19 protein-coding genes are annotated in these 17,136 nt (G+C 70.3%); 4 read left to right on the top strand and 15 right to left on the bottom strand.

What is annotated here, in order from left to right; translation table 11 throughout:
- Nucleotides 1–38: 38 nt before the first annotated feature.
- Nucleotides 39–560, bottom strand: a complete 522-nt coding sequence (locus ACZ6DL_RS12360) for an anthrone oxygenase family protein (RefSeq protein WP_466050644.1) — start codon at nt 558–560, stop codon at nt 39–41.
- Complete coding sequence (locus tag ACZ6DL_RS12355) at nt 557–1,114, bottom strand: peroxiredoxin-like family protein (RefSeq protein WP_466050642.1); 558 nt, start codon at nt 1,112–1,114, stop codon at nt 557–559. Before ACZ6DL_RS12355 ends, ACZ6DL_RS12360 begins: the two co-directional genes overlap by 4 nt.
- A gap of 71 nt (nt 1,115–1,185) precedes the next feature.
- Here ACZ6DL_RS12355 and ACZ6DL_RS12350 point away from each other — a divergent pair, with 71 nt between their 5' ends.
- Nucleotides 1,186–1,797 (top strand): TetR/AcrR family transcriptional regulator, encoded by a 612-nt coding sequence (locus tag ACZ6DL_RS12350; RefSeq protein WP_466050640.1) that lies wholly within the window; start codon nt 1,186–1,188, stop codon nt 1,795–1,797.
- Nucleotides 1,798–1,813: 16 nt separating this feature from the next.
- Here ACZ6DL_RS12350 and ACZ6DL_RS12345 read toward each other — a convergent pair whose 3' ends face one another.
- Nucleotides 1,814–2,950, bottom strand: a complete 1,137-nt coding sequence (locus ACZ6DL_RS12345) for a GDSL-type esterase/lipase family protein (RefSeq protein ID WP_466050638.1) — start codon at nt 2,948–2,950, stop codon at nt 1,814–1,816.
- Nucleotides 2,951–3,057: 107 nt separating this feature from the next.
- On the opposite strand from ACZ6DL_RS12345, the gene ACZ6DL_RS12340 reads away from it, so the two are divergent.
- A complete protein-coding gene (locus ACZ6DL_RS12340) occupies nt 3,058–3,531 on the top strand; it encodes a MarR family winged helix-turn-helix transcriptional regulator (protein ID WP_466050636.1) in 474 nt (157 codons plus the stop codon).
- 3 nt (nt 3,532–3,534) lie between these two features.
- Here ACZ6DL_RS12340 and ACZ6DL_RS12335 read toward each other — a convergent pair whose 3' ends face one another.
- Nucleotides 3,535–4,188 carry a TetR/AcrR family transcriptional regulator C-terminal domain-containing protein gene (locus ACZ6DL_RS12335; RefSeq protein WP_466050634.1) on the bottom strand — a complete coding sequence of 218 codons (654 nt, stop codon included), beginning with the start codon at nt 4,186–4,188 and terminating at the stop codon, nt 3,535–3,537.
- A gap of 90 nt (nt 4,189–4,278) precedes the next feature.
- Between ACZ6DL_RS12335 and ACZ6DL_RS12330 the strand changes: the two genes are divergently transcribed.
- A complete protein-coding gene (locus ACZ6DL_RS12330; RefSeq protein WP_466050632.1) occupies nt 4,279–5,289 on the top strand; it encodes an NAD(P)-dependent alcohol dehydrogenase in 1,011 nt (336 codons plus the stop codon).
- 13 nt (nt 5,290–5,302) lie between these two features.
- On the opposite strand, the gene ACZ6DL_RS12325 is transcribed toward ACZ6DL_RS12330, so the two are convergent.
- The 7 genes from ACZ6DL_RS12325 to ACZ6DL_RS12295 all read right to left on the bottom strand — a co-directional run bounded on the left by ACZ6DL_RS12325 (nt 5,303) and on the right by ACZ6DL_RS12295 (nt 12,378).
- Complete coding sequence (locus ACZ6DL_RS12325) at nt 5,303–6,079, bottom strand: SDR family oxidoreductase (protein ID WP_466050630.1); 777 nt, start codon at nt 6,077–6,079, stop codon at nt 5,303–5,305.
- Nucleotides 6,080–6,188: 109 nt separating this feature from the next.
- Nucleotides 6,189–6,266 carry a CGNR zinc finger domain-containing protein gene (locus ACZ6DL_RS12320; protein WP_466051293.1) on the bottom strand — a complete coding sequence of 26 codons (78 nt, stop codon included), beginning with the start codon at nt 6,264–6,266 and terminating at the stop codon, nt 6,189–6,191.
- Between the two features lie 87 nt (nt 6,267–6,353).
- Nucleotides 6,354–7,304 (bottom strand): helix-turn-helix transcriptional regulator, encoded by a 951-nt coding sequence (locus ACZ6DL_RS12315; protein WP_466050628.1) that lies wholly within the window; start codon nt 7,302–7,304, stop codon nt 6,354–6,356.
- Between the two features lie 21 nt (nt 7,305–7,325).
- Nucleotides 7,326–9,398 (bottom strand): 5-oxoprolinase/urea amidolyase family protein, encoded by a 2,073-nt coding sequence (locus ACZ6DL_RS12310; RefSeq protein ID WP_466050626.1) that lies wholly within the window; start codon nt 9,396–9,398, stop codon nt 7,326–7,328.
- Nucleotides 9,395–10,009, bottom strand: coding sequence for an urea amidolyase associated protein UAAP2 (locus ACZ6DL_RS12305; protein WP_466050624.1), 615 nt, complete (start codon nt 10,007–10,009; stop codon nt 9,395–9,397). Before ACZ6DL_RS12305 ends, ACZ6DL_RS12310 begins: the two co-directional genes overlap by 4 nt.
- A complete protein-coding gene (locus tag ACZ6DL_RS12300; RefSeq protein WP_466050622.1) occupies nt 10,006–10,758 on the bottom strand; it encodes a DUF1989 domain-containing protein in 753 nt (250 codons plus the stop codon). Before ACZ6DL_RS12300 ends, ACZ6DL_RS12305 begins: the two co-directional genes overlap by 4 nt.
- Before the next feature lie 84 nt (nt 10,759–10,842).
- Entirely contained in the window at nt 10,843–12,378 is a 1,536-nt protein-coding gene (locus ACZ6DL_RS12295) for an amino acid permease (RefSeq protein ID WP_466050620.1), read from the bottom strand.
- Nucleotides 12,379–12,572: 194 nt separating this feature from the next.
- On the opposite strand from ACZ6DL_RS12295, the gene ACZ6DL_RS12290 reads away from it, so the two are divergent.
- Nucleotides 12,573–13,247: a TetR/AcrR family transcriptional regulator gene (locus tag ACZ6DL_RS12290; RefSeq protein WP_466050618.1), complete on the top strand. Its 675-nt coding sequence runs from the start codon at nt 12,573–12,575 to the stop codon at nt 13,245–13,247.
- Between the two features lie 3 nt (nt 13,248–13,250).
- Here the strand turns inward: ACZ6DL_RS12290 and ACZ6DL_RS12285 are convergent, their stop codons facing one another.
- The 4 genes from ACZ6DL_RS12285 to ACZ6DL_RS12270 form a co-directional block, all read right to left on the bottom strand.
- Entirely contained in the window at nt 13,251–14,576 is a 1,326-nt protein-coding gene (locus ACZ6DL_RS12285; protein ID WP_466051291.1) for a TerD family protein, read from the bottom strand.
- Nucleotides 14,577–14,645: 69 nt separating this feature from the next.
- Complete coding sequence (locus ACZ6DL_RS12280) at nt 14,646–15,176, bottom strand: hypothetical protein (RefSeq protein WP_040869942.1); 531 nt, start codon at nt 15,174–15,176, stop codon at nt 14,646–14,648.
- 101 nt (nt 15,177–15,277) lie between these two features.
- Nucleotides 15,278–16,078, bottom strand: coding sequence for a family 1 encapsulin nanocompartment shell protein (locus tag ACZ6DL_RS12275; RefSeq protein ID WP_466050616.1), 801 nt, complete (start codon nt 16,076–16,078; stop codon nt 15,278–15,280).
- The gene (locus tag ACZ6DL_RS12270) at nt 16,075–17,127 is read right to left on the bottom strand and encodes a Dyp-type peroxidase (RefSeq protein WP_466050614.1); all 1,053 of its coding nucleotides are present in this window, start codon (nt 17,125–17,127) and stop codon (nt 16,075–16,077) included. Before ACZ6DL_RS12270 ends, ACZ6DL_RS12275 begins: the two co-directional genes overlap by 4 nt.
- Between the last annotated feature and the right edge of the window lie 9 nt (nt 17,128–17,136).

Genomic DNA, 17,136 nt, shown 5'->3' with positions numbered 1-17,136 from the left:
GAGAGGACCTCTCGACCGTGGCTACTCGCGCAGCGGTTTCAGTGGTCTCCGGTGACGGTGGTCAGTCGAGCAGAACGCGTTCGGCGTGCTTCTTTCGCCGGGCGCAGGGTGGTCAGGACGACGAGGAGGAAGGACACCAGCGCGCAGGCCGTGCGGGCGAAGTGGAACGCTTCCCAGCGGCCGAGGATATCCGCGTAGTCGCCGGGCGGGCCGCTGACCGCCCACACTTTGATCTTCTGGTTGATCGGGACGTTGCCGAGGCGGGTGAGGAGGAACGCGGCGGCAGCGAGCACGCTCGCGATACCGGCGAGCAGGCGTGACCGGTCGGTGGCACGGGCGGCGAGCACCAGCGTGCTCAGGATGGTCAGGCCCATCAGCGACTGCAGCACCACGCCGTTCACGCTCATCAGGGCGGTGTGGAAGGTGAAGCGCACATCAAGGGGGACCTCGCGGAACGCGTAGAGGACGTTGACCGCGCCATAGCCGAACGCACCGGCGAGCAATCCGCCGCAGAGCAGTGCGAATGCCCGCGCCGACGACGGTCTTGCGGCGATCCTCACGCTTCACGCCCCGCCGGGACGAGCGCCAGCAGTTCGTCCACCGACCATTGGTCGTAGACGTGCGTGCCGTGCTTCGCGGCGAGCACGCGACCGTCGGGAGCGATCAGGAAATCGGCGGGCAGTCCGAGACTGCCGCCATCGGGTTTCGCGGGCGGGGCGACCTGCCTGCGGCGCAGGGTCGCGTAAGTGTCGTGGGCGACGCCGCGCAGGATCGCGGGCCAGCCGCGCGGGTCGAGCAGCGCGCGGGGTGAGGTCTCGACGCCGAATTCGCGGTAGAGCTCGCGGTCCGGGTCGGCGATCACGTCCAGCGGCAACTCGGCGGTGTACTTGCGCAATTCCTCCGCGCCGGAATGGAAGACGACCACTTCGCGGATGCCGGCGGCGGCGATCTCGTCGCGGCGGTTGACGATCGAACGCAGGTGCAGGTTGCACACCGGGCATCCGGCGAAGCGGCGGAACTGGAGGTGGATCAGGTCATCGGGATCCGGTATCCCGACTCGAGCGCCGGAGATGGTGACCAGGGTGCGACCGGAGACGGTGGTCGGCAGCGACATGGGGGCTCCTCTCGTAGGTGTACTTCGTACGCCTACGACCAGTATGCGCGTAGCTTGTACGCTGTCAATCCGTGCCCCGTCCTCGCTCGCTGACCACCGCCGATCTCGCGGCGGCGGCGCTCGCCGTGCTCGATCGCGACGGGCTGTCCGCACTGACCATGCGCGCGGTGGCCCGGGAACTGGGCATGGCCACCATGGCCCTGTACCGCTATGTGCGCGACCGCGATGCGCTCGAGGTGCTGGTGGCCGACCACGTCTTCGCGTCGATCGACACGTCGCTCCCCGCCGGAAGCGGCTGGAAAGAGCGGGTGACGGTGCTGCTCGAACATATCCGTGACGGGTTCTCGGCCCATCCGGCCGCCGTGCCGATCGTGCTGCGGCATCGGCAGTCGTCGGTCGAATCGCTGCGCGTGATGGAAGCGATGCTCGCCGTGCTCACCGAGGGCGGATTCACCGGAAGCGCCCGCGTCATCGCCCAGCGCACGCTGGTCGCCTTCCTGATCGGCTACCTCCAGAACAAGCACTACGCGCCGTTGCCGGGGCGGGGCACGATCGTGATGGCCGAGCTCCCCGCCGCGGATTATCCGCATCTGGCGCAGACCGCGGGCCAGGCCAAGGGCATGTCGGCCGACGACGAATTCCGAGGCGGCGTCGAGATCGTGCTGCGCGGCCTGGAGCCTTAGCGGGTGGCGCACCGCCTCAGCCGAAAAGTGCCGCCACGTCCACGGTTTCGGCCATCGCCCGCGCCCCGGCGTCATTGAGGTGCATGCCGTCGCCGCTGTCGAATTCGGGGCGGATGAAGTCGGGCCGCGCCGGATCCTCGACCGCGCGCGCTACGTCGAACACCGAATCGAAGACATCGGTGCCGCGCAGCCATTCGTTCACGCGCCTGCGGGCCGGCTGCGCCTCGGCCACGTGCAGGCCTTCGTAGATGACGCCGGCGTAGGGGCCGATCGTGGCGGCGTGGACGGTGAGCCCCGCCGCGTGCGCCCGCCGCGCCAGGGCGGTGAAGCCCGCGATCAGTTCGTCCGCGGTGGCGGGGGGCTGCCCGGTCATGCCGCCGAGACCGAGGTCGTTGATGCCGAAGTTGATCAGCACGCTGGTCACGCCGGGCACGCCGAGCGCGTCGCGGTCGAAGCGCGCCAGGCCCGCCTCGCCCACTCGGTCGAGCAGCAGCCGGTTTCCCGCGATGCCCTGGTTGACCACCCAGCCTCGGTTCAGGCGTGTGTTGAGGACGTCCACCGACCGGCGATCGGCGCCCGGTGTGGTGCCGACGCCTTCGAACCAGGAATCGCCGAACGCCACGGCCACCGGCGTTTCGGCGGGCGCGAGCACGTCGACGCCGACCACGTAGAACCGTCCGGGGAATTCCTCGGCGGCCGCGAGCGCGCTTTCGGAGACGGCGTCGCCGTCCGCGATGTAGGCGGTTTCCCCTGGTTGGTGCGAGAAGGTCGCCAGGCCGGTCGGTCCGGGCAGGTAGAGGCTCAATGTCAGATCCGTGCCCGCCGAGACGGCGAGATCCACCGGATCGCTGAACACTTCGCCGCCCACCGGCACCACTACTTGCTCGGCGCCGCCGAACCGCAGCGCGGTGTCGGTCTCGGCGACGATCTCGCTGCCCGTCTTGCGCAGGGCGACTCGCGCCGCCCCGATCGTCAGCGGCGTCTTCCCGTAACGGTTGGTCAACCCGACCCGCACTCGCGCACCGCCGCCCGCCAGGTGCAGCACTTGGCGCACCGTCTGGTCGGTGAACGCATACGAGTCCGCGAACTTGATCGGCTCGTCCGGATCGATCACGGCGGTGCGGAATCCGGCGATCCAAGCGGTGGACGACATGAGAACCTCCATTAGTTGCTGCGAGGAATAATGCGTATGCATATTTCTACGGCCACTTATTCCTCTTGTCAACTATCCGCGGAGAAACAGTCGGGTAGGTTTCGCCCATGGACCTGAACGAGCTGTTCGACGACCCGCGCCTGACGACGATGGGTCTGCTGTTCGAGGCGCACAGCGGCGTGCTTGCCAAGCTGGAGACGGTGTGGAACGCGCACGGCTTGTCCGGACTGGATCTGAACGCCCTGATGCGGCTGAGTCGTTCGCCGGGGCGCAGGCTGCGCATGTCGGAGCTGGCGGTGCAGACCGCGCTGTCCACCAGTGGCGTCACCCGGCTTGTCGATCGCCTGGCGCGCGGCGAGCTGGTGGAGCGCGAGCTGGACCCGGGGGATCGGCGCAGTGCCTACGCGGTGCTCACCGAGGCGGGCGCGGCGCGGCTCGCGCAGGTGCTGCCGGACTATCTGGCCGCCGTCGACCGCTGGTTCGTCGGGTTGCTGACACCCGCGCAGCTGGCGGCGTTGTCCGAGGCGCTGCGCGTCATCCGGGACGTCTCGAATCCCGAGGCCACGTTCCGGATGGACTGAGCATCACCGCGCGTTCGCGGCGAGCAGGCGTTCGAGGCCGTCCAGGATCAGTTCCAGGCCGAAGCCGAAATCGGCGATGCCCGAGTGCTTTCCGTCGATCACCAGCTGGGCGAGCGCGTTCATGTGGGGGAATTCGTCGGCCGGGATGAGCGGCAGGAAGTGCTGTGCGGCGGAGGCGTAATCCGACGGTTCCAGTGGAAAGTTCAGCTCCTGCAAGGTGAAGCCGTAGAGATGACTGTCCAGCGCGTTCCAGGCGCGGTCGGCTTGGGGCAGGGAGAAGCCCGCCGCGCGCAGGCAGCCGACGGTGGCGTCGATGTAGCGCAGCATGGCGGGCCCGACGTTGATCCTGGTGCCGATCAGTCCGGTCGCCCACGGATGACGCAGCAGCACCTCGTGGGCGGACATCGAGCGAGCGCGCAGGGCGGCCTTCCAATCGCCGCCGATGGCAGGCGGCGCCATCTCGGCGACCACCAGATCGGCGATGCCGTCGAGCAGGTCGTCCTTGTTGCGCACGTGGTTGTACAGCGACATCGCCTCGACGCCGAGCGTCTGTGCCAGCCGTCGCATGGACAGCGCGGCCGAGCCGTGCTCGTCGGCGAGCCGGACGGCGGCGTGCAGCACCGCTTGCCTGGTGAGCGGTGCGCGAGCCTCGGGCATGGGGTCCCTCCTTGACGCACTTACGGTGTAAGCGTACCGTCGGCGGTGTCGCACTTACGCTGTAAGTGCCCGGTGCAGACGAGGAACGCCATGTCCGATGGTCAGCAGTCCACCCGCGAGCGCGCGACGATGACCGCGATCGTCGCGCCGCGCTACGGCTCCAGCGAGGTGCTCCGGACGGAGGTGGTGGCGCGACCCGTCCCGGGCGAGGGCGAAGTGCTGGTTCGGATGCGGGCGGCGGCGGTGTGCCGCGGTGACGTGCATCTGCTCACCGGCAAGCCGTATGCGATCCGGCTGGGTTTCGGGCTGCGGCGCCCGAAAGACCCGGTGATCGGGCACGATCTGGCGGGCGACGTGGTGGAGGTCGGCGCGGGAGTAACCGAAGTGGCGTGTGGAGACTCGGTCTTCGGTTCGGTCGACGCGGGCGCCTTCGCCGAATACGTGCGCGTGCCGGTCGAGCGGCTCACGAGGATTCCCGCCGGGCTGACCGTGGCGGAGGCCGCGGCACTGCCGGATGGGGGCATGACCGCGCTCCAAGGCCTGCGGGACGTCGGCGGACTGCGTGCCGGGCAGCGGGTGCTGGTCAACGGCGCGTCCGGCGGTGTCGGAACGAGCGCCGTGCAGATCGCCAAGGCGCTCGGCGCCGAGGTGACGGCCGTGTGCAGCACGCGCCACGTCGAGACGGTGCGCGCGCTCGGCGCGGATCGGGTGATCGACTACACCACCGCGGATTTCACGCGGGACACCGATCGATACGACGTCCTGCTGGATCTGGTGGGCAACCGGCCGCTGACCGCGTACCGCCGGGTGCTCGCGCCGAAGGGCGTCTTCGTCTCCTCGGCGGGTTCGCCCGGTGGAAATTGGATCGGCCCGGTGGTCTGGGTGGCCAAGGTGGCGCTGACCGGCCTGGTGGTCGGTCAGACGATGAGCCCGTTGCTGATGCGCCCGCGCCGGGCCGATCTCGAGTTCCTGGCGGAGCTGGCCGCGGCGGGGAAGCTGCGCTCGGTGATCGAGCGGCGCTTTCCGCTCGCCGCGGCCGCCGAGGCGGTGGGCCATGTCGCAGGCGGACATGCCCGGGGCAAGACGGTGATCGTCGTGTGATCCAGTGGCCGGGTCATCCGGCCAGGACCGCGCCCCGGCGCTCGGCGAGGTAGTCCGCCCAGGTCAGCTTGCCGACGTCGGCGCCATCGGTGACCAGGTTCGCGCCCGCGCGATAGACCCGGCCCGCTTTGCCGGGCACCGGCATGGTCAGCAGCGCACGCCGCTTGCCGAGCACCGTCAGGTAGTCGCGGACCAGCTCGCGCATACCCAGTACTTCGGGTCCGACCAGATCCGGCACCCGGCCGGCGGGTGCGCCGACCGTCAGCTCCGCCAGCCGGGCCGCCACCTCACGCACGTGCACCGGCTGGAGGCGCACCCCGCCCAGGACCGGCAGCACCGGCGATTTCAGCATCGTGTCCACCAGTTGGGGCACGAAATCGTGGAACTGAGCGGCGCGCAAAGTGGTCCAAGGGATACCCGATTCGGCGACGGCCTGTTCGGCGGCGAACTTCGCGCGGAAGTAGGTCAGCGGAAGCAGTTCGGCGGCGGTGACCGAGATGTAGACGATGTGCCCGACGCCCGCGGCGGCAGCGGCCCGCAACAGGTTCGCGGTGGCCACCTCGTCGCTCTTGGCGTCGCCCGCCAGGTGCAGGATGGTGTCGACGCCCGCCACCGCGGCGCCGATGCCTCTGTCGCGCAGCAGATCTCCGGTGACGAAGCGCCCGCCGCCGTCCGGGCGATGTTCGGTGCGGCTCAGCACGCGCACGTCGGCGTCCCGCTCGAGCAGCAGCGGCAGCACCTCGCGGCCCAGGGTTCCGGTGCCGCCGGTGACCAGGATCTTCGCGGTCATGACTGTCTCCGATCTCGTCGGTGTCGATAGGGCGTTCCAATCGCTTCACCGAGACGACGACGTGCGGGCGCGAGCTGTGACATCGGTGGCCCGGATCACTCCCCGGTACCTAGCGCCGGACTTTGCCGAGGTCGCCGCAGCGGTCCATCGAGCACCAGCGCCGGCGGCCGGGACGCGAGGCGTCCACGAAGAGCGGGGGCTGGTGGCGGCTTTCGCGGTGCCCGGCGCGGTCTGCGAGATCGAAGCCGTCGCGGCCGTCCCGGCCTGATCCGGGTCAGCCGGCCGCCGCGCCGAGGCGGGCGGCGAGTTCGCGCAGGTGTGCGACGAGTTCCGGCGGTTCGTGCACCCGGAAGGGAAAGCCGAAGCCCGCGACGTAGATCGCGAGTTCGTCCAGCGAATCGGACCCGGTGCGGAGCACGCAGCTTTCGGCGTCCACCGCCTCGATCACTCCCACCGTCGGGGCGATTCGCTCGGCGGCCACTTCCGCCGCGACCCGCAGGGTGACGCGGGCGGCGTAACGGTACGGCGCGGTCGTGACGCCACGGGAGAGGTAACCGGTCAGGTCGGCGTCCGGCGCCTCGCGCGGGGTGAAGCGGGGGCCGGTAGGAATGCGGGGGAGCAGGCGGTCCACGCGGTAGGTGCGCCAATCCGCGCGATCGACGTCCCAGCCGACGAGATACCACCGCCTGCCCGTGTGCACCAGGCGATGCGGCTCGGTGGCGCGCACGGAGGTGGCGCCGTCGTGGGTGCGGTAGTCGAAGCGCAGGCGGTGGTTGTCGCGGATGGCGGCCGCGACGGCGGTGAGAACGTCCGGGTCGACCGTCGGGCCGCCCGCGGGCACGGTGACCGTCGCCGCTTGGAGCATGCTCACGCGATAGCGCAGCCGTGCGGGCAGCACCTGCTCGAGTTTGGCGAGGGCGCGCAGCGAACTGTCCTCGATGCCCGCGATGGTGCCGCCCGCCGCGGTGCGCAGGCCGAGCGCCACGGCCACCGCCTCGTCGTCGTCCAGCAGCAGCGGCGGCAGCTTCGCGCCCGCGCCGAGCCGGTAACCCGCAACCCCGGGCGTCGCGTCCACCGGGTAGCCCAGCGTGCGGAGCTTGTCGATATCCCGGCGGATGGTGCGCACGTCCACGTCGAGTCGTTCGGCCAGTTCGGCGCCGGTCCAGTCGCGAGGAGATTGCAGCAGCGACAGCAGACGCAGCAGGCGGGCCGACGTTTCCAACATGGGGAGAAGTCTGCCCGACAGCTAGGGCAGCTTCTGTCCTGAATCCGTCAACTCTCCCGTCGAGCGCCAGGAACTCCGTTCGGCGCTGAAGGCCTCCGCCTGCTTCGCGCGGAACTCCTCGATGGACGCTGCGTTCTCGGCCAGGAACGCCCGGTAGTCCGCCAGACGGAACTCGCCGTCTTCGGCGCGCACCCGCGCATTGCCCGCGGCGAAATCGGCGCGCAGGTCGAGGAGTTCTTCCGCTTCGACCGGATACCAGCGAATGCGATCGAAATAGCGCAACAACCAGGGAGTTTCGTCTCCTGACGCGGTGCGGTCCGCGCCAGGGGAAACCGCGGGCGCCGCACCGGATCGGTGGTTCCACACCTGCGTGGTGCGCCCGACGAACTGATAGCCGCCCGGCCCCTCCATTCCGTAGACGCACAGGTAGGCGCCGCCGATGCCGACCGCGTTCTCCGGCGTCCAGGTGCGGGCGGGATTGTATTTCGTGGTGACCAGCCGATGCCGGGGGTCGGTGGGTGTGGCGACCGGCGCGCCGAGGTAGACGTCGCCGAGGCCGAGCACCAGGTACTCGGCCCCGAACACGGTGTCGTAGACGTCGGAGACGGAAGCCAAGCCGTTCATGCGGCGAATGAACTCGATGTTCCACGGGCACCAGGGCGCGTCGGAGCGCACGCCGTGCATGTAGCGGGTGATCGCCTCGCGCGTGGACGGATCGTCCCAGGACAGCGGCAGATGGACGACCCGGCTCGGCACGACCAGCTGGTCGGCGGCGGGCAACCGCGCCTCTGTCTCGGCGAGCAGGCCGAGCAGCGCGCGCACGGACAGGACGTGTGGATCGACCCGGATCTGCAACGAACGGATGCCGGGGGTCAACTCGGTCACCCCGCGCACGCCCGCGGCGAGCAGGTGCTGGTGCAGGGCGTGCACGCGGGCGCGCAGGCCGAGATCCAATGCCATGGCGCCGTATTCGACGAGCACGCCGTCGTCACCCGCGCGGCGGTAGGTCACCGCGGTCTCGTCATCGACCTCGGCGCGGCGCAACACCCCGTCGTCGCCGTCGCCGCCCGCCGACAGCACGGTGGGCCACGCGGCCCGGCGCGCGCGCCCGAGCTCCCGGATAGGGGCCGCGTGGTCACCGCGCACCGGCACGAACCGCACGCTGTCGCCGGGCGACAGCTGACCCAGCTTCCAGCGGTCGGCCGCCACGACGGTGACCGGGCAGACGAAACCACCGAGACTCGGCCCGTCCGGACCCAACAGGATGGGAGTGTCGCCCGTGAAGTCCAGCGCGCCGACCGAGTACGGGGTGTCGTGGATGTTCGACGGATGCAGTCCCGCCTCTCCGCCGTCGGTGCGGGCCCATTCCGGCTTCGGCCCGATCAGCCGGACGCCGGTGCGGTCGGAGTTGAAGTGCACCTCGTAGTCGGTGCCGACGATGCTCTCGAAGTCGGCACGGGTGAAGAACTCCGGCGCACCGTGCGGGCCCTCGGTGACCGCGAGTTCCCAGCGCCGCGTGAGCACGGGTTGTTCGTCCATCGCCACGCCCGCCGTGACCCGGCCGTGGTGCGCGCCCAGTGGCAGCGAGTCACCGGCGCGCAGCGCGCCGCCGGTGCCGCCGCCGAAGCGGCCGAGCGTGAACGTGGCCGCGCTGCGGAGGTATTCGGGTACGTCGATGCCGCCCGCGATCAGCACGTAGCAGCGCATGCCCGGTCCGCGCACCGCGCCGACGTCCAGTACGCCGCCCGCGGGCACCCGTAGAGTCCGCCACTGCGGCACGGCGACGCCGTCCACGGTCACCTTCGCCGGGGCGCCGGTGACGCAGACCGAGGCCGGTGCGCCGAACCGCAGCGCGGGGCCGCCGAGGGTGCATTCCAGTCCGGCGGCGCCCTCGTCGTTGCCGAGTGCCCGGTTCCCCAGCCGGAACGACAGATCGTCCATCGGCCCCGACGGCGGCACGCCGACGTGCCAGTACCCGATCCGGCCCGGCCAGTCCTGCACGGTGGTGAGCATGCCGGGGCGAATCACGTGCACGCCGGGTCGCGAGGTCTCCGCCTGCGCCGACCCGGCCACCGGTAGCTCGGCGACGGTCATCGCGACACCACCATGCGCACCGGGGTCGGGTCGAACCCGTTGCAGGGGTTGTTGATCTGCGGGCAATTCGACACCAGCACCAGCGTGTCGATCTCGGCGCGCAGCGTGACCCGTTTGCCGGGCGCGGACAGTCCGTCCACGATGCCCAGCGTGCCGTCCGCCTCGACCGGAACGTTCATGAACCAGTTGATATTCGACACCAGGTCGCGTTTGCCCAGCCCCCAGCGTAAGGCCTCGGTGAGGAAGTTCTCCACGCAAGCGTGCTGGTGGCGGGTGTGCCTGCCGTAGCGCAGCGTGTTCGATTCCTGTGAGCAGGCGCCCGCGATGGTGTCGTGGTTGCCGACGTCGTCGGCCACGACGGTCATCAGCGTGGTGCCCGCGTCGGTGCGTAGTGCGCTGCCGGTGGTGAGGAAGATATTGCGCTGGGCGGCGACCGTGGCCTGCGCGCTGTAGCGGTCGGCGTGATCGGCCGCCGAGTACAGCAGGCAGTCCACCGCCTGGTTGCCGTGCAGATCGATGATCTCCAGGTGCTCGCCCGCGTGGACAACGGCCGACCACGGCGCGCGGGCGGGGACGGTCTCGTCGAGCACGATGGCGCGGGCCGTGGTCATGCGGTTGCCTCCAGGGTCAGGGCGGCCGTCCAGGCTTGTTCGGTGTTCTGCACCGCCCGTAGGTATTCCGGGTCGTCGTTGGCGGGTGTGGCGAGGTCTTCCGGCGCGGCCCAGGCGACGAAGTCGAGGTCCGTCGCGAGCCGGTCGTCCAGCGGGTGCGCGGAGTTGGCCACCAGCACGGTGACCGGCAGGTGCGTGAGCAGATCCACGGAGGAGCCCGCGCCCGCACTGCCGGTGGCGGTGAGCGCGCCGTCGTGCTCCACCCGCACGCCGCGGAAGAACGAGACCGTCGGCCCGATGTCGCGCGGCACCAGCCCGTGTTTGGCGCCCGCGAGTCGCAGCAGGTGGCGTGCTTGCGCGGTCGGCCCGCAGAGTGCGTCGTGGTGGCCGGAGGTGTCGTCGAGCACGGTCGCCAGCACGCGGCCCTGGTCCGACAGCAGGGGGTGACCGCCGCCCAGATACGCCTGCCACGGCACCTTGACCGTGTCGGCGACGTTCAGGCGCTCCCACGGCGCGTCGGTGCGCACCAGCAGCAGGTGCGCGCAGGCCGCGCCGTCCGGATCGGACAGGCGCACCCGGGTGCCACGTCCGAGGGCAATGTTCGTGTAGCCGCCCGGCGGAATTCGCTGCGCGAAGGTGAGCTCGGCGGCGGAGACGCCCGCGGGCAGCGCGGGCTCCGCGATCGTCGCCGCCGCGGCCTGCGCCCGTGCGTGCGCTCGCGCGCCGGAGGTGTCCGCAGTGGTTGTCACGATGAATTCCTCTCGGAGATCGGTTGTTCGAAACGGCGACCGGGTTGCGGCGGTGCCCGGCAGCGCACCGCCGCACCGGGGCGTTCAGGCCGGTTGCGGCGCGGGCTCGGCGCTCGCGAGACCGCGCGACCAACCGACCACGAAGCGATGCACCAATACGCCGACGGCGAGCACCAGCAGCACGAAAAGCGGTGCGGCCCAGAGCATCCACCAGCTGCCCCCGTCCGGGGCGTAGACCTCCGCGCGAGGCCAGGCGAGATTCACGACCATCGCGATGCCCCAGACCACCGCGAGCGCGTTGATCGGAATACCGAACCGGCCCAGGCCGAACAGTCGCGCGTCGGTGCCCGCGTCGGGCAGACCGGTGCACCGGCGGATCAGCAGCGGCACCGTCACCAGCAGGTAGGCCAGATACAGCGTCACGATGCAGACGCTCGCCAGCGTCGCGAAGATCGCGGCGTTGCCGAGATTGAGCGCCAGCAGGCCGATGCCGAGCGCGCCGATCACGACGGCGGGCAGCACCGGCGTGCCGTACCGCGGATGCACCGCGGCGAGCCTGGCGGCGAACGGCAGCTTCCCGTCCCGCGCCATGGAGAACATCAGCCGCGAGCCCGCGGTCTGAATCGCCAGGGTGCACACGGTGATCGCGACCGCCACGCAGCCCAGCAGCACCTTGCCCGCCGGGCTGTCCAGCTTGGCGGTGAGCACGTAGGCCAGGCCCTCCGACGACAGCGCGCCGTCGGACAGGCTGGGTGCGGCCATCAGCGCACCCAGCAGCATCAGCCCGCCGCCCAGCGCAGAGACCGACAGCGCGGTGAGAATGGTGCGCGGCGCGACCCGGCGCGGGTTCTTGGTCTCCTCGGAAAGCTCTCCCGCGGAATCGAACCCGACCATGACATAAGCCGCCATGAGCCCGGACACCAGGAACGCGGCCCAGTAGGGACCCGGCGCGGCCTGATCGGTGTGCAGCACCACACCCGGTCCGCGCTCGGCGGTGGTGAAGAACAACGCGATGATCGCGAGGACGCCGACGATCTCGACGGTGACGCCGATCGAATTGATCCGGGCCATCAGGTCGATGCCGAGAACGTTGATCAGTGTGGTCACCACGAGCAGGATGCTGCCCAGCAGTACGGCGTTGGTCGCGCCGGAGGGCGAGGTGAGCGCGGTGTCGGTGCCGACGAACTGGAATCCACTCCAGATCGATGGCAGTACCACCTGGAGGGCTATCGCCGCCGCCGCGGCGGTGACGATCTGCGCGATGATCATCATCCAGCCCGCGAACCAGCCGACGAGTTCGCCGCCGAGCCGTCGGGACCATTGGTAGATACACCCCGAGATCGGGTAGCGCGCGGCCAGTTCGGCGAAGTTGAGCGCGACGAGGAACTGTCCGGCGAACACGATCGGCCAGGTCCAGAAGAAGGCGGCTCCGCCGAACGAATAGCCGAAGCCGAAGAACTGGAAGATCGTGGTGAGGATCGAGACGAAGGAGAAGCCTGCCGCGAACGAGGCGTAGCGCCCGAGTTTGCGGTGCAGGACGGGCTGGTAGCCGAACCGGGCGAGGTCGGCGCCGTCACCGGTGAGATCGGGCGGCGGGGGCGGGGCGAGCGTGGTGGCCATGGGCAGTCCTTCGGCGAGCGGCCAATAACTATCAGACGACAGTTTTGCGGCCGCGATCGCGCTTTCGGTGACCTGTGTGTATCGCTTCGGCGACCTCCGGTAACTTCTGGGTTACGCACCGGGCGCTGTTCCCGGCTCGTGCGTACCCCGGCCCGCACCGGAGCGTCCCCGCGCCGACCTGCCAGAATGGGCCGGTGGCAAACCTCGGTCCAGGACGGCCGCGCGTCGAACAGCGGCGCCGACGCGGATCGACGCCGCGCGCCGAGATCCTCGACGCCGCAGGCGAACTGTTCACCACCAACGGTTACGCCAACACCTCCACCCGCGCGATCGCCGACGCGGTCGGCATCCGCCAGGCTTCGCTGTACCACCATTTCGCGGCCAAGGACGACATCCTCGACGCGTTGCTCGCCGGAACCGTCGCGGCGCCGATCGAATTGGCCGAGCGGCTGCGCGCGGCGCCCGAGCCGGTGCCGGTCCGGCTGTACGCGCTGGCGCTGTTCGATGTGCGGCAACTGTGCGCCTCGCGCTGGAACCTGGGTGCGCTGTACCTGCTTCCGGAGTTGCGCACCGAGCGCTTCGCCGCGTTCCGCCTGCGCCGCGACGAATTGCGCGGCCACTACGAGGCTTTCGCCGCGCAGGTGCTGTCCGAGTGCGCTGCGCCGAGCGCGCCGGGCACCGAGTCGCTGCCGTTCCGGTTGGTGGAGACGGTGATCGGCATGCGCTCCGACGAGGGCGTCGCGCCCAGGTACGCGGAGCGGACCATCCCGGGGGCGGTGCTGCGCACACTCGGCTGGTCCGGCGATCTCGACGCGATACGGGCCGAGGCGGTCGTGCTGCTGGACCGGCTCGCGGCGCCCGCTGCCTGAATCTCAGGACTTCCCGGTGCCCCGCACCCAGTCCAGTCCCCAGGCGTAGGCCTTGTCGACCTCGGTAACACCCCAGCGCGGACGGTTCGGCGGCGGCGGGACGAAGCGGCCCTCCCTGCGCACCACCAGCTCCGTGCCGGTGTTCTCGATGAGCGCCAGCACCACGTCCCGGGAGCCGTCCGTGCAACCGTCGACGCTCAGCTCGATCGGCGGCGCGGCCGCCGGGTACAGCGTCGCGGTAGCCCCGATACCGCGGAAGTCGGCCGCGCCGTCGTAAAGGGTGGCGAAAAGCAGGATTCGACGGAAGTCGGCTCCGTGACCGAGATCGATCTCCAGGTTCTCCCCGGCCGCGCTCGCCCCGGACCGGTCGTCCGCGTCCAACCGGATGAACGGCGGCCGCTCCAGCGACCCCGAATCGCCGACCGAACGGATATCGCCCTTGCGCCCATCGGCCAGTTCCCAGAAGCAGCACAGATCCAGATCCACCGCGTCGCTCGCGCCCTGCGGCGAGGCCCAATTCAGGTTGACCCGCATGATGCCCGCGGTCGCGCCGTGGGCGGTCAACGACACCGAGGGAGAGGCCTTCGTCAGGTGGAAATGCGCTGGTGCGGCCGGGTTCCGACCGTAGGACGGGTACTCGCCCGGCGGTATCGGCGTGCCGAGCGGCGTGGCCTGATCCGGTTCGGTGGAGCCGGATCCGGGTGGATGCGCCACGAGCAGGCTCGGCTCCGGCGGTACCGTCCCGGACGGTGGTGGTGGCGTGAACTCGTGCGAAGGTGCGGGCGGCGGTGGCGGAGGCAGGTATTCGTGTGGCGGCGCGGGTGCCTCGTCCACGCAGATCCCGTAATCGGTGGCGAGTCCGGCCAGACCGGAGGCATACCCCTGGCCCACCGCGCGGAACTTCCACCCGCCGTCGCGCCGGTACAGCTCGCCGAGCACCACCGCGGTCTCGCTCGTCGCGCCGATACTGTCGAAGCTGGCCACCTCCGCTTCGCTGCCCACCTCCACGACGCGCACGAACAACCCCTCGAGCCGCCCGACCGCGCCGCCCTCGGTGGACGCCGCGATCACGATGCCGTCGACCTGCGGCTCCACCCGCGCCAAGTCCGCGGACAGCACGTCCAGCACGATCGGTCCCGGCCGCTTGCCCTCGTGGCGGACCGCCCCGGACGGGTGAGCGGGCTGGTTGTAGAACACGAAATCGAGGTCGGATCGCACCTTGGCGGATGCCACGAGCAGGGCGGAGGCGTCGGCGTCCGCCCCGGCCGCCCAGCCCACCTCGATCCGGACGGTGGAACTCGGCACGGGCACGTTGGCGCCCTTCGGCATGGACACGTCTGTCAACGTAACCGAAACCGGCGCACGGCGTCTCGCATCGGCGCGCTCAGCCGTCGCGTCTCAGTGGGTCGGCGGCGCGATCTGCCAGTGCTCCTGTAGCGCGCCCGCGATCTGCGGGAGCACGGTGACCGGAATGCGCTTGCGCCGCAGAATCGCCCTGATCTCCGTGACCTGATCGCGTTTGCGCAGGTCGTAAGCGCCCGCGACGGGACGCACCACCGGCGGGATGGACAGCAGCACCAGCTCGCCGTGCGGCTCGTCGCCACCGGACAGATCCAGCGCCAGCGACCAGCGAGAGCGCTCGTCGAGGGTGAAGCGCCCTGCCACCACCCGGTCCCACGAGATGCTGGAGACCGTCCACGGCTTGCGCCGGTAGATGGCGTGGTCGGTGAGCACGATGGCGTCCCTGGTGAACAACGCGGCCAGCACCGCGATACCGACGACGGCTCCGGCCAGCAGTCCGGTGAACACCCGGTTCACCCCGAACGCGGCGACGAACGAGCCGCAGATCGTGACGGTCGCCAGGATGCCGAACACGCTGTAGAGCGCGGCGCGCTGGGTCGGGACCACACCTGCCCGCACCGTTGTCATCTCACCTACCTGCCTCGGGCGCATTTCCGGCTCACGCTACCGCGTCGCGCACCGGCGCACACCTGGCGGTTTCCCAGATGTGGCCGATGCGCGGGCGGTGCTCAGACGGTGAGCGGGACCGCGGCCTCCGCGGTGTACACCAGGAACGTCAGGCTCTGCTGGAAGTACAGCTGGACCGAGGTGCTGTCGTGCGACAGGTAGCCGACGGACAGGTCCTGCCCGATGCGCAGATCGAAGTCGCCGCCGCGGGTGGTGAGCACGATCGCGCCGTCGATGGCGGGCGCCCAGATGATCTCGCCTTCCGGGATCAGGCGCTCGATGTGCGTGCGGATCATGTGGCCGTGATCGGAGGTCTCGCTGACCGCCGTGAACAGCTCGGCGCTGAGCAGTACCGAGTACGGTCCGTCGACGCCCGCCAGCCGCAGCGCGCTCAACGCTTGCGCGATCGCCTCGGGGACCAGCCGGGTGTCGCTGGGCAGCGTGATCGGCTCGTTGGACGCACTCGCGCGGATGCCGGTGATGTGCGCGGCCGGATATCCCTCGAAGATCGCCCGGTCCTCGGCGAACGCGATCTTCTTCGCGGCGTCCTTCACCGGATCCAGGTCGGCGTCCTGTGCGCCGCGCTCCACGTTGTCGAGTTCCTCGCGGGAGAGCGTGAACGGCACGCGCAGTTCGACCAGCGGCGCGACCACTCGCTGGCGGGCGAACACCCCGGAGCCGGGGGAGTCGATCGGTGTGGTGTGCCCGGTGCCCACCGCGGAGTAGTCGATGCCGTGCGGGCCGGAAAGGTCGACGACGCGCCGGCCCGCGATGTGCCGTTTGAAGGTACGCGTCGCCTCCTCCTCGATGGCCGCCCACGCCTCGGCGGTGATCGGCGCTAGTTCGCGATGGAGGTTGTTCATGACCGGGTGCTCCTTTTCAACGAGCCGATACCGAGGGCGCCGTCGCCCGAGGGCACGGCGGTGCCGGACAGTTCTGCCGAACCGGCTGTGCCCACCGGCACCGCGGTTTCCGCCGTCTCCCGTGGCGCCGGTGGCAGATCGTCGAGGAAATCGACGGTGGGTGCGAAGAACGAGGTGCCGGTGAGGGCGACGGAGAAATCCAGGATGCGGTCGTAGGCGGCCTCGCCGGTGCCGAGGAACATGCGGGTGAGCATGCGCTCGGTGACGCTCGGCGTGGCCGCGTACGCGATGTAGTAGGTGCCGAACACCCCCTCGCGCACGCTGCCGAAGGGCATGTTGCCGCGCAGGATCTGGCGTTCGGTGCCGTCCGGATCGATCAGCGTGTTCACCTCGACGTGCGAGTCGGCCGGCTTGATCTCGTCGGGGAGTTCGAAGTCGTCCAGCTTGGTGCGGCCGATCACGCGCTCCTGCTCTTCGACCGACAGCGCGCGCCAGTCCGCCAGGGGGTGGGTGTACTTCTGCACGATCACATAGCTGCCGCCGGCGAATCGTGGGTCCTCGTCGCCCACCAGCGCGGCCGCGGCGGCCGCGCGGCCCTCCGGGTTCTCGGTGCCGTCCACGAAACCGAGCAGGTCGCGCTGCTCGAAGTAGCGGAAGCCGACGGTCTCGTCCACGATCGTGCCCGCGCCCGCCAGCCGGTCGCCGATGGCCATGGCCAGTTCGAAACAGGCGTCCTGCACTTCGGACTTGATGTGGAACAGCAGGTCGCCCGGTGTCGCGGGCGCGGTGTGGCGTGCGCCGACGTAGCCGGGGAACGGATGCAGCTCAGCGGGTTTCGGCCCGGCGAAGAGGCGATCCCACGCGTCGGAGCCGATCGACGTGACGCAGGTCAGGTTCGCGCCCGGCAGGCGGAAGCCCACCGAGCGGCGCAAGCCGGTGATGTCGGCGAGCAGGTCGCGGACCGCCGCTTCGCCGCCCTCGTCGATCGTGGCGACCAGAAAGATCGCGGACGGCGTGAGCGGTTCGAGGATCGGCTGCGGCTCACCCATGATCGACAC

The sequence above is a fragment of the Nocardia sp. NPDC041819 genome (assembly GCF_055590505.1).
Note: the sequence above shows the minus strand (reverse complement) of the source record. Positions and strands in the feature narration are given on the sequence as shown.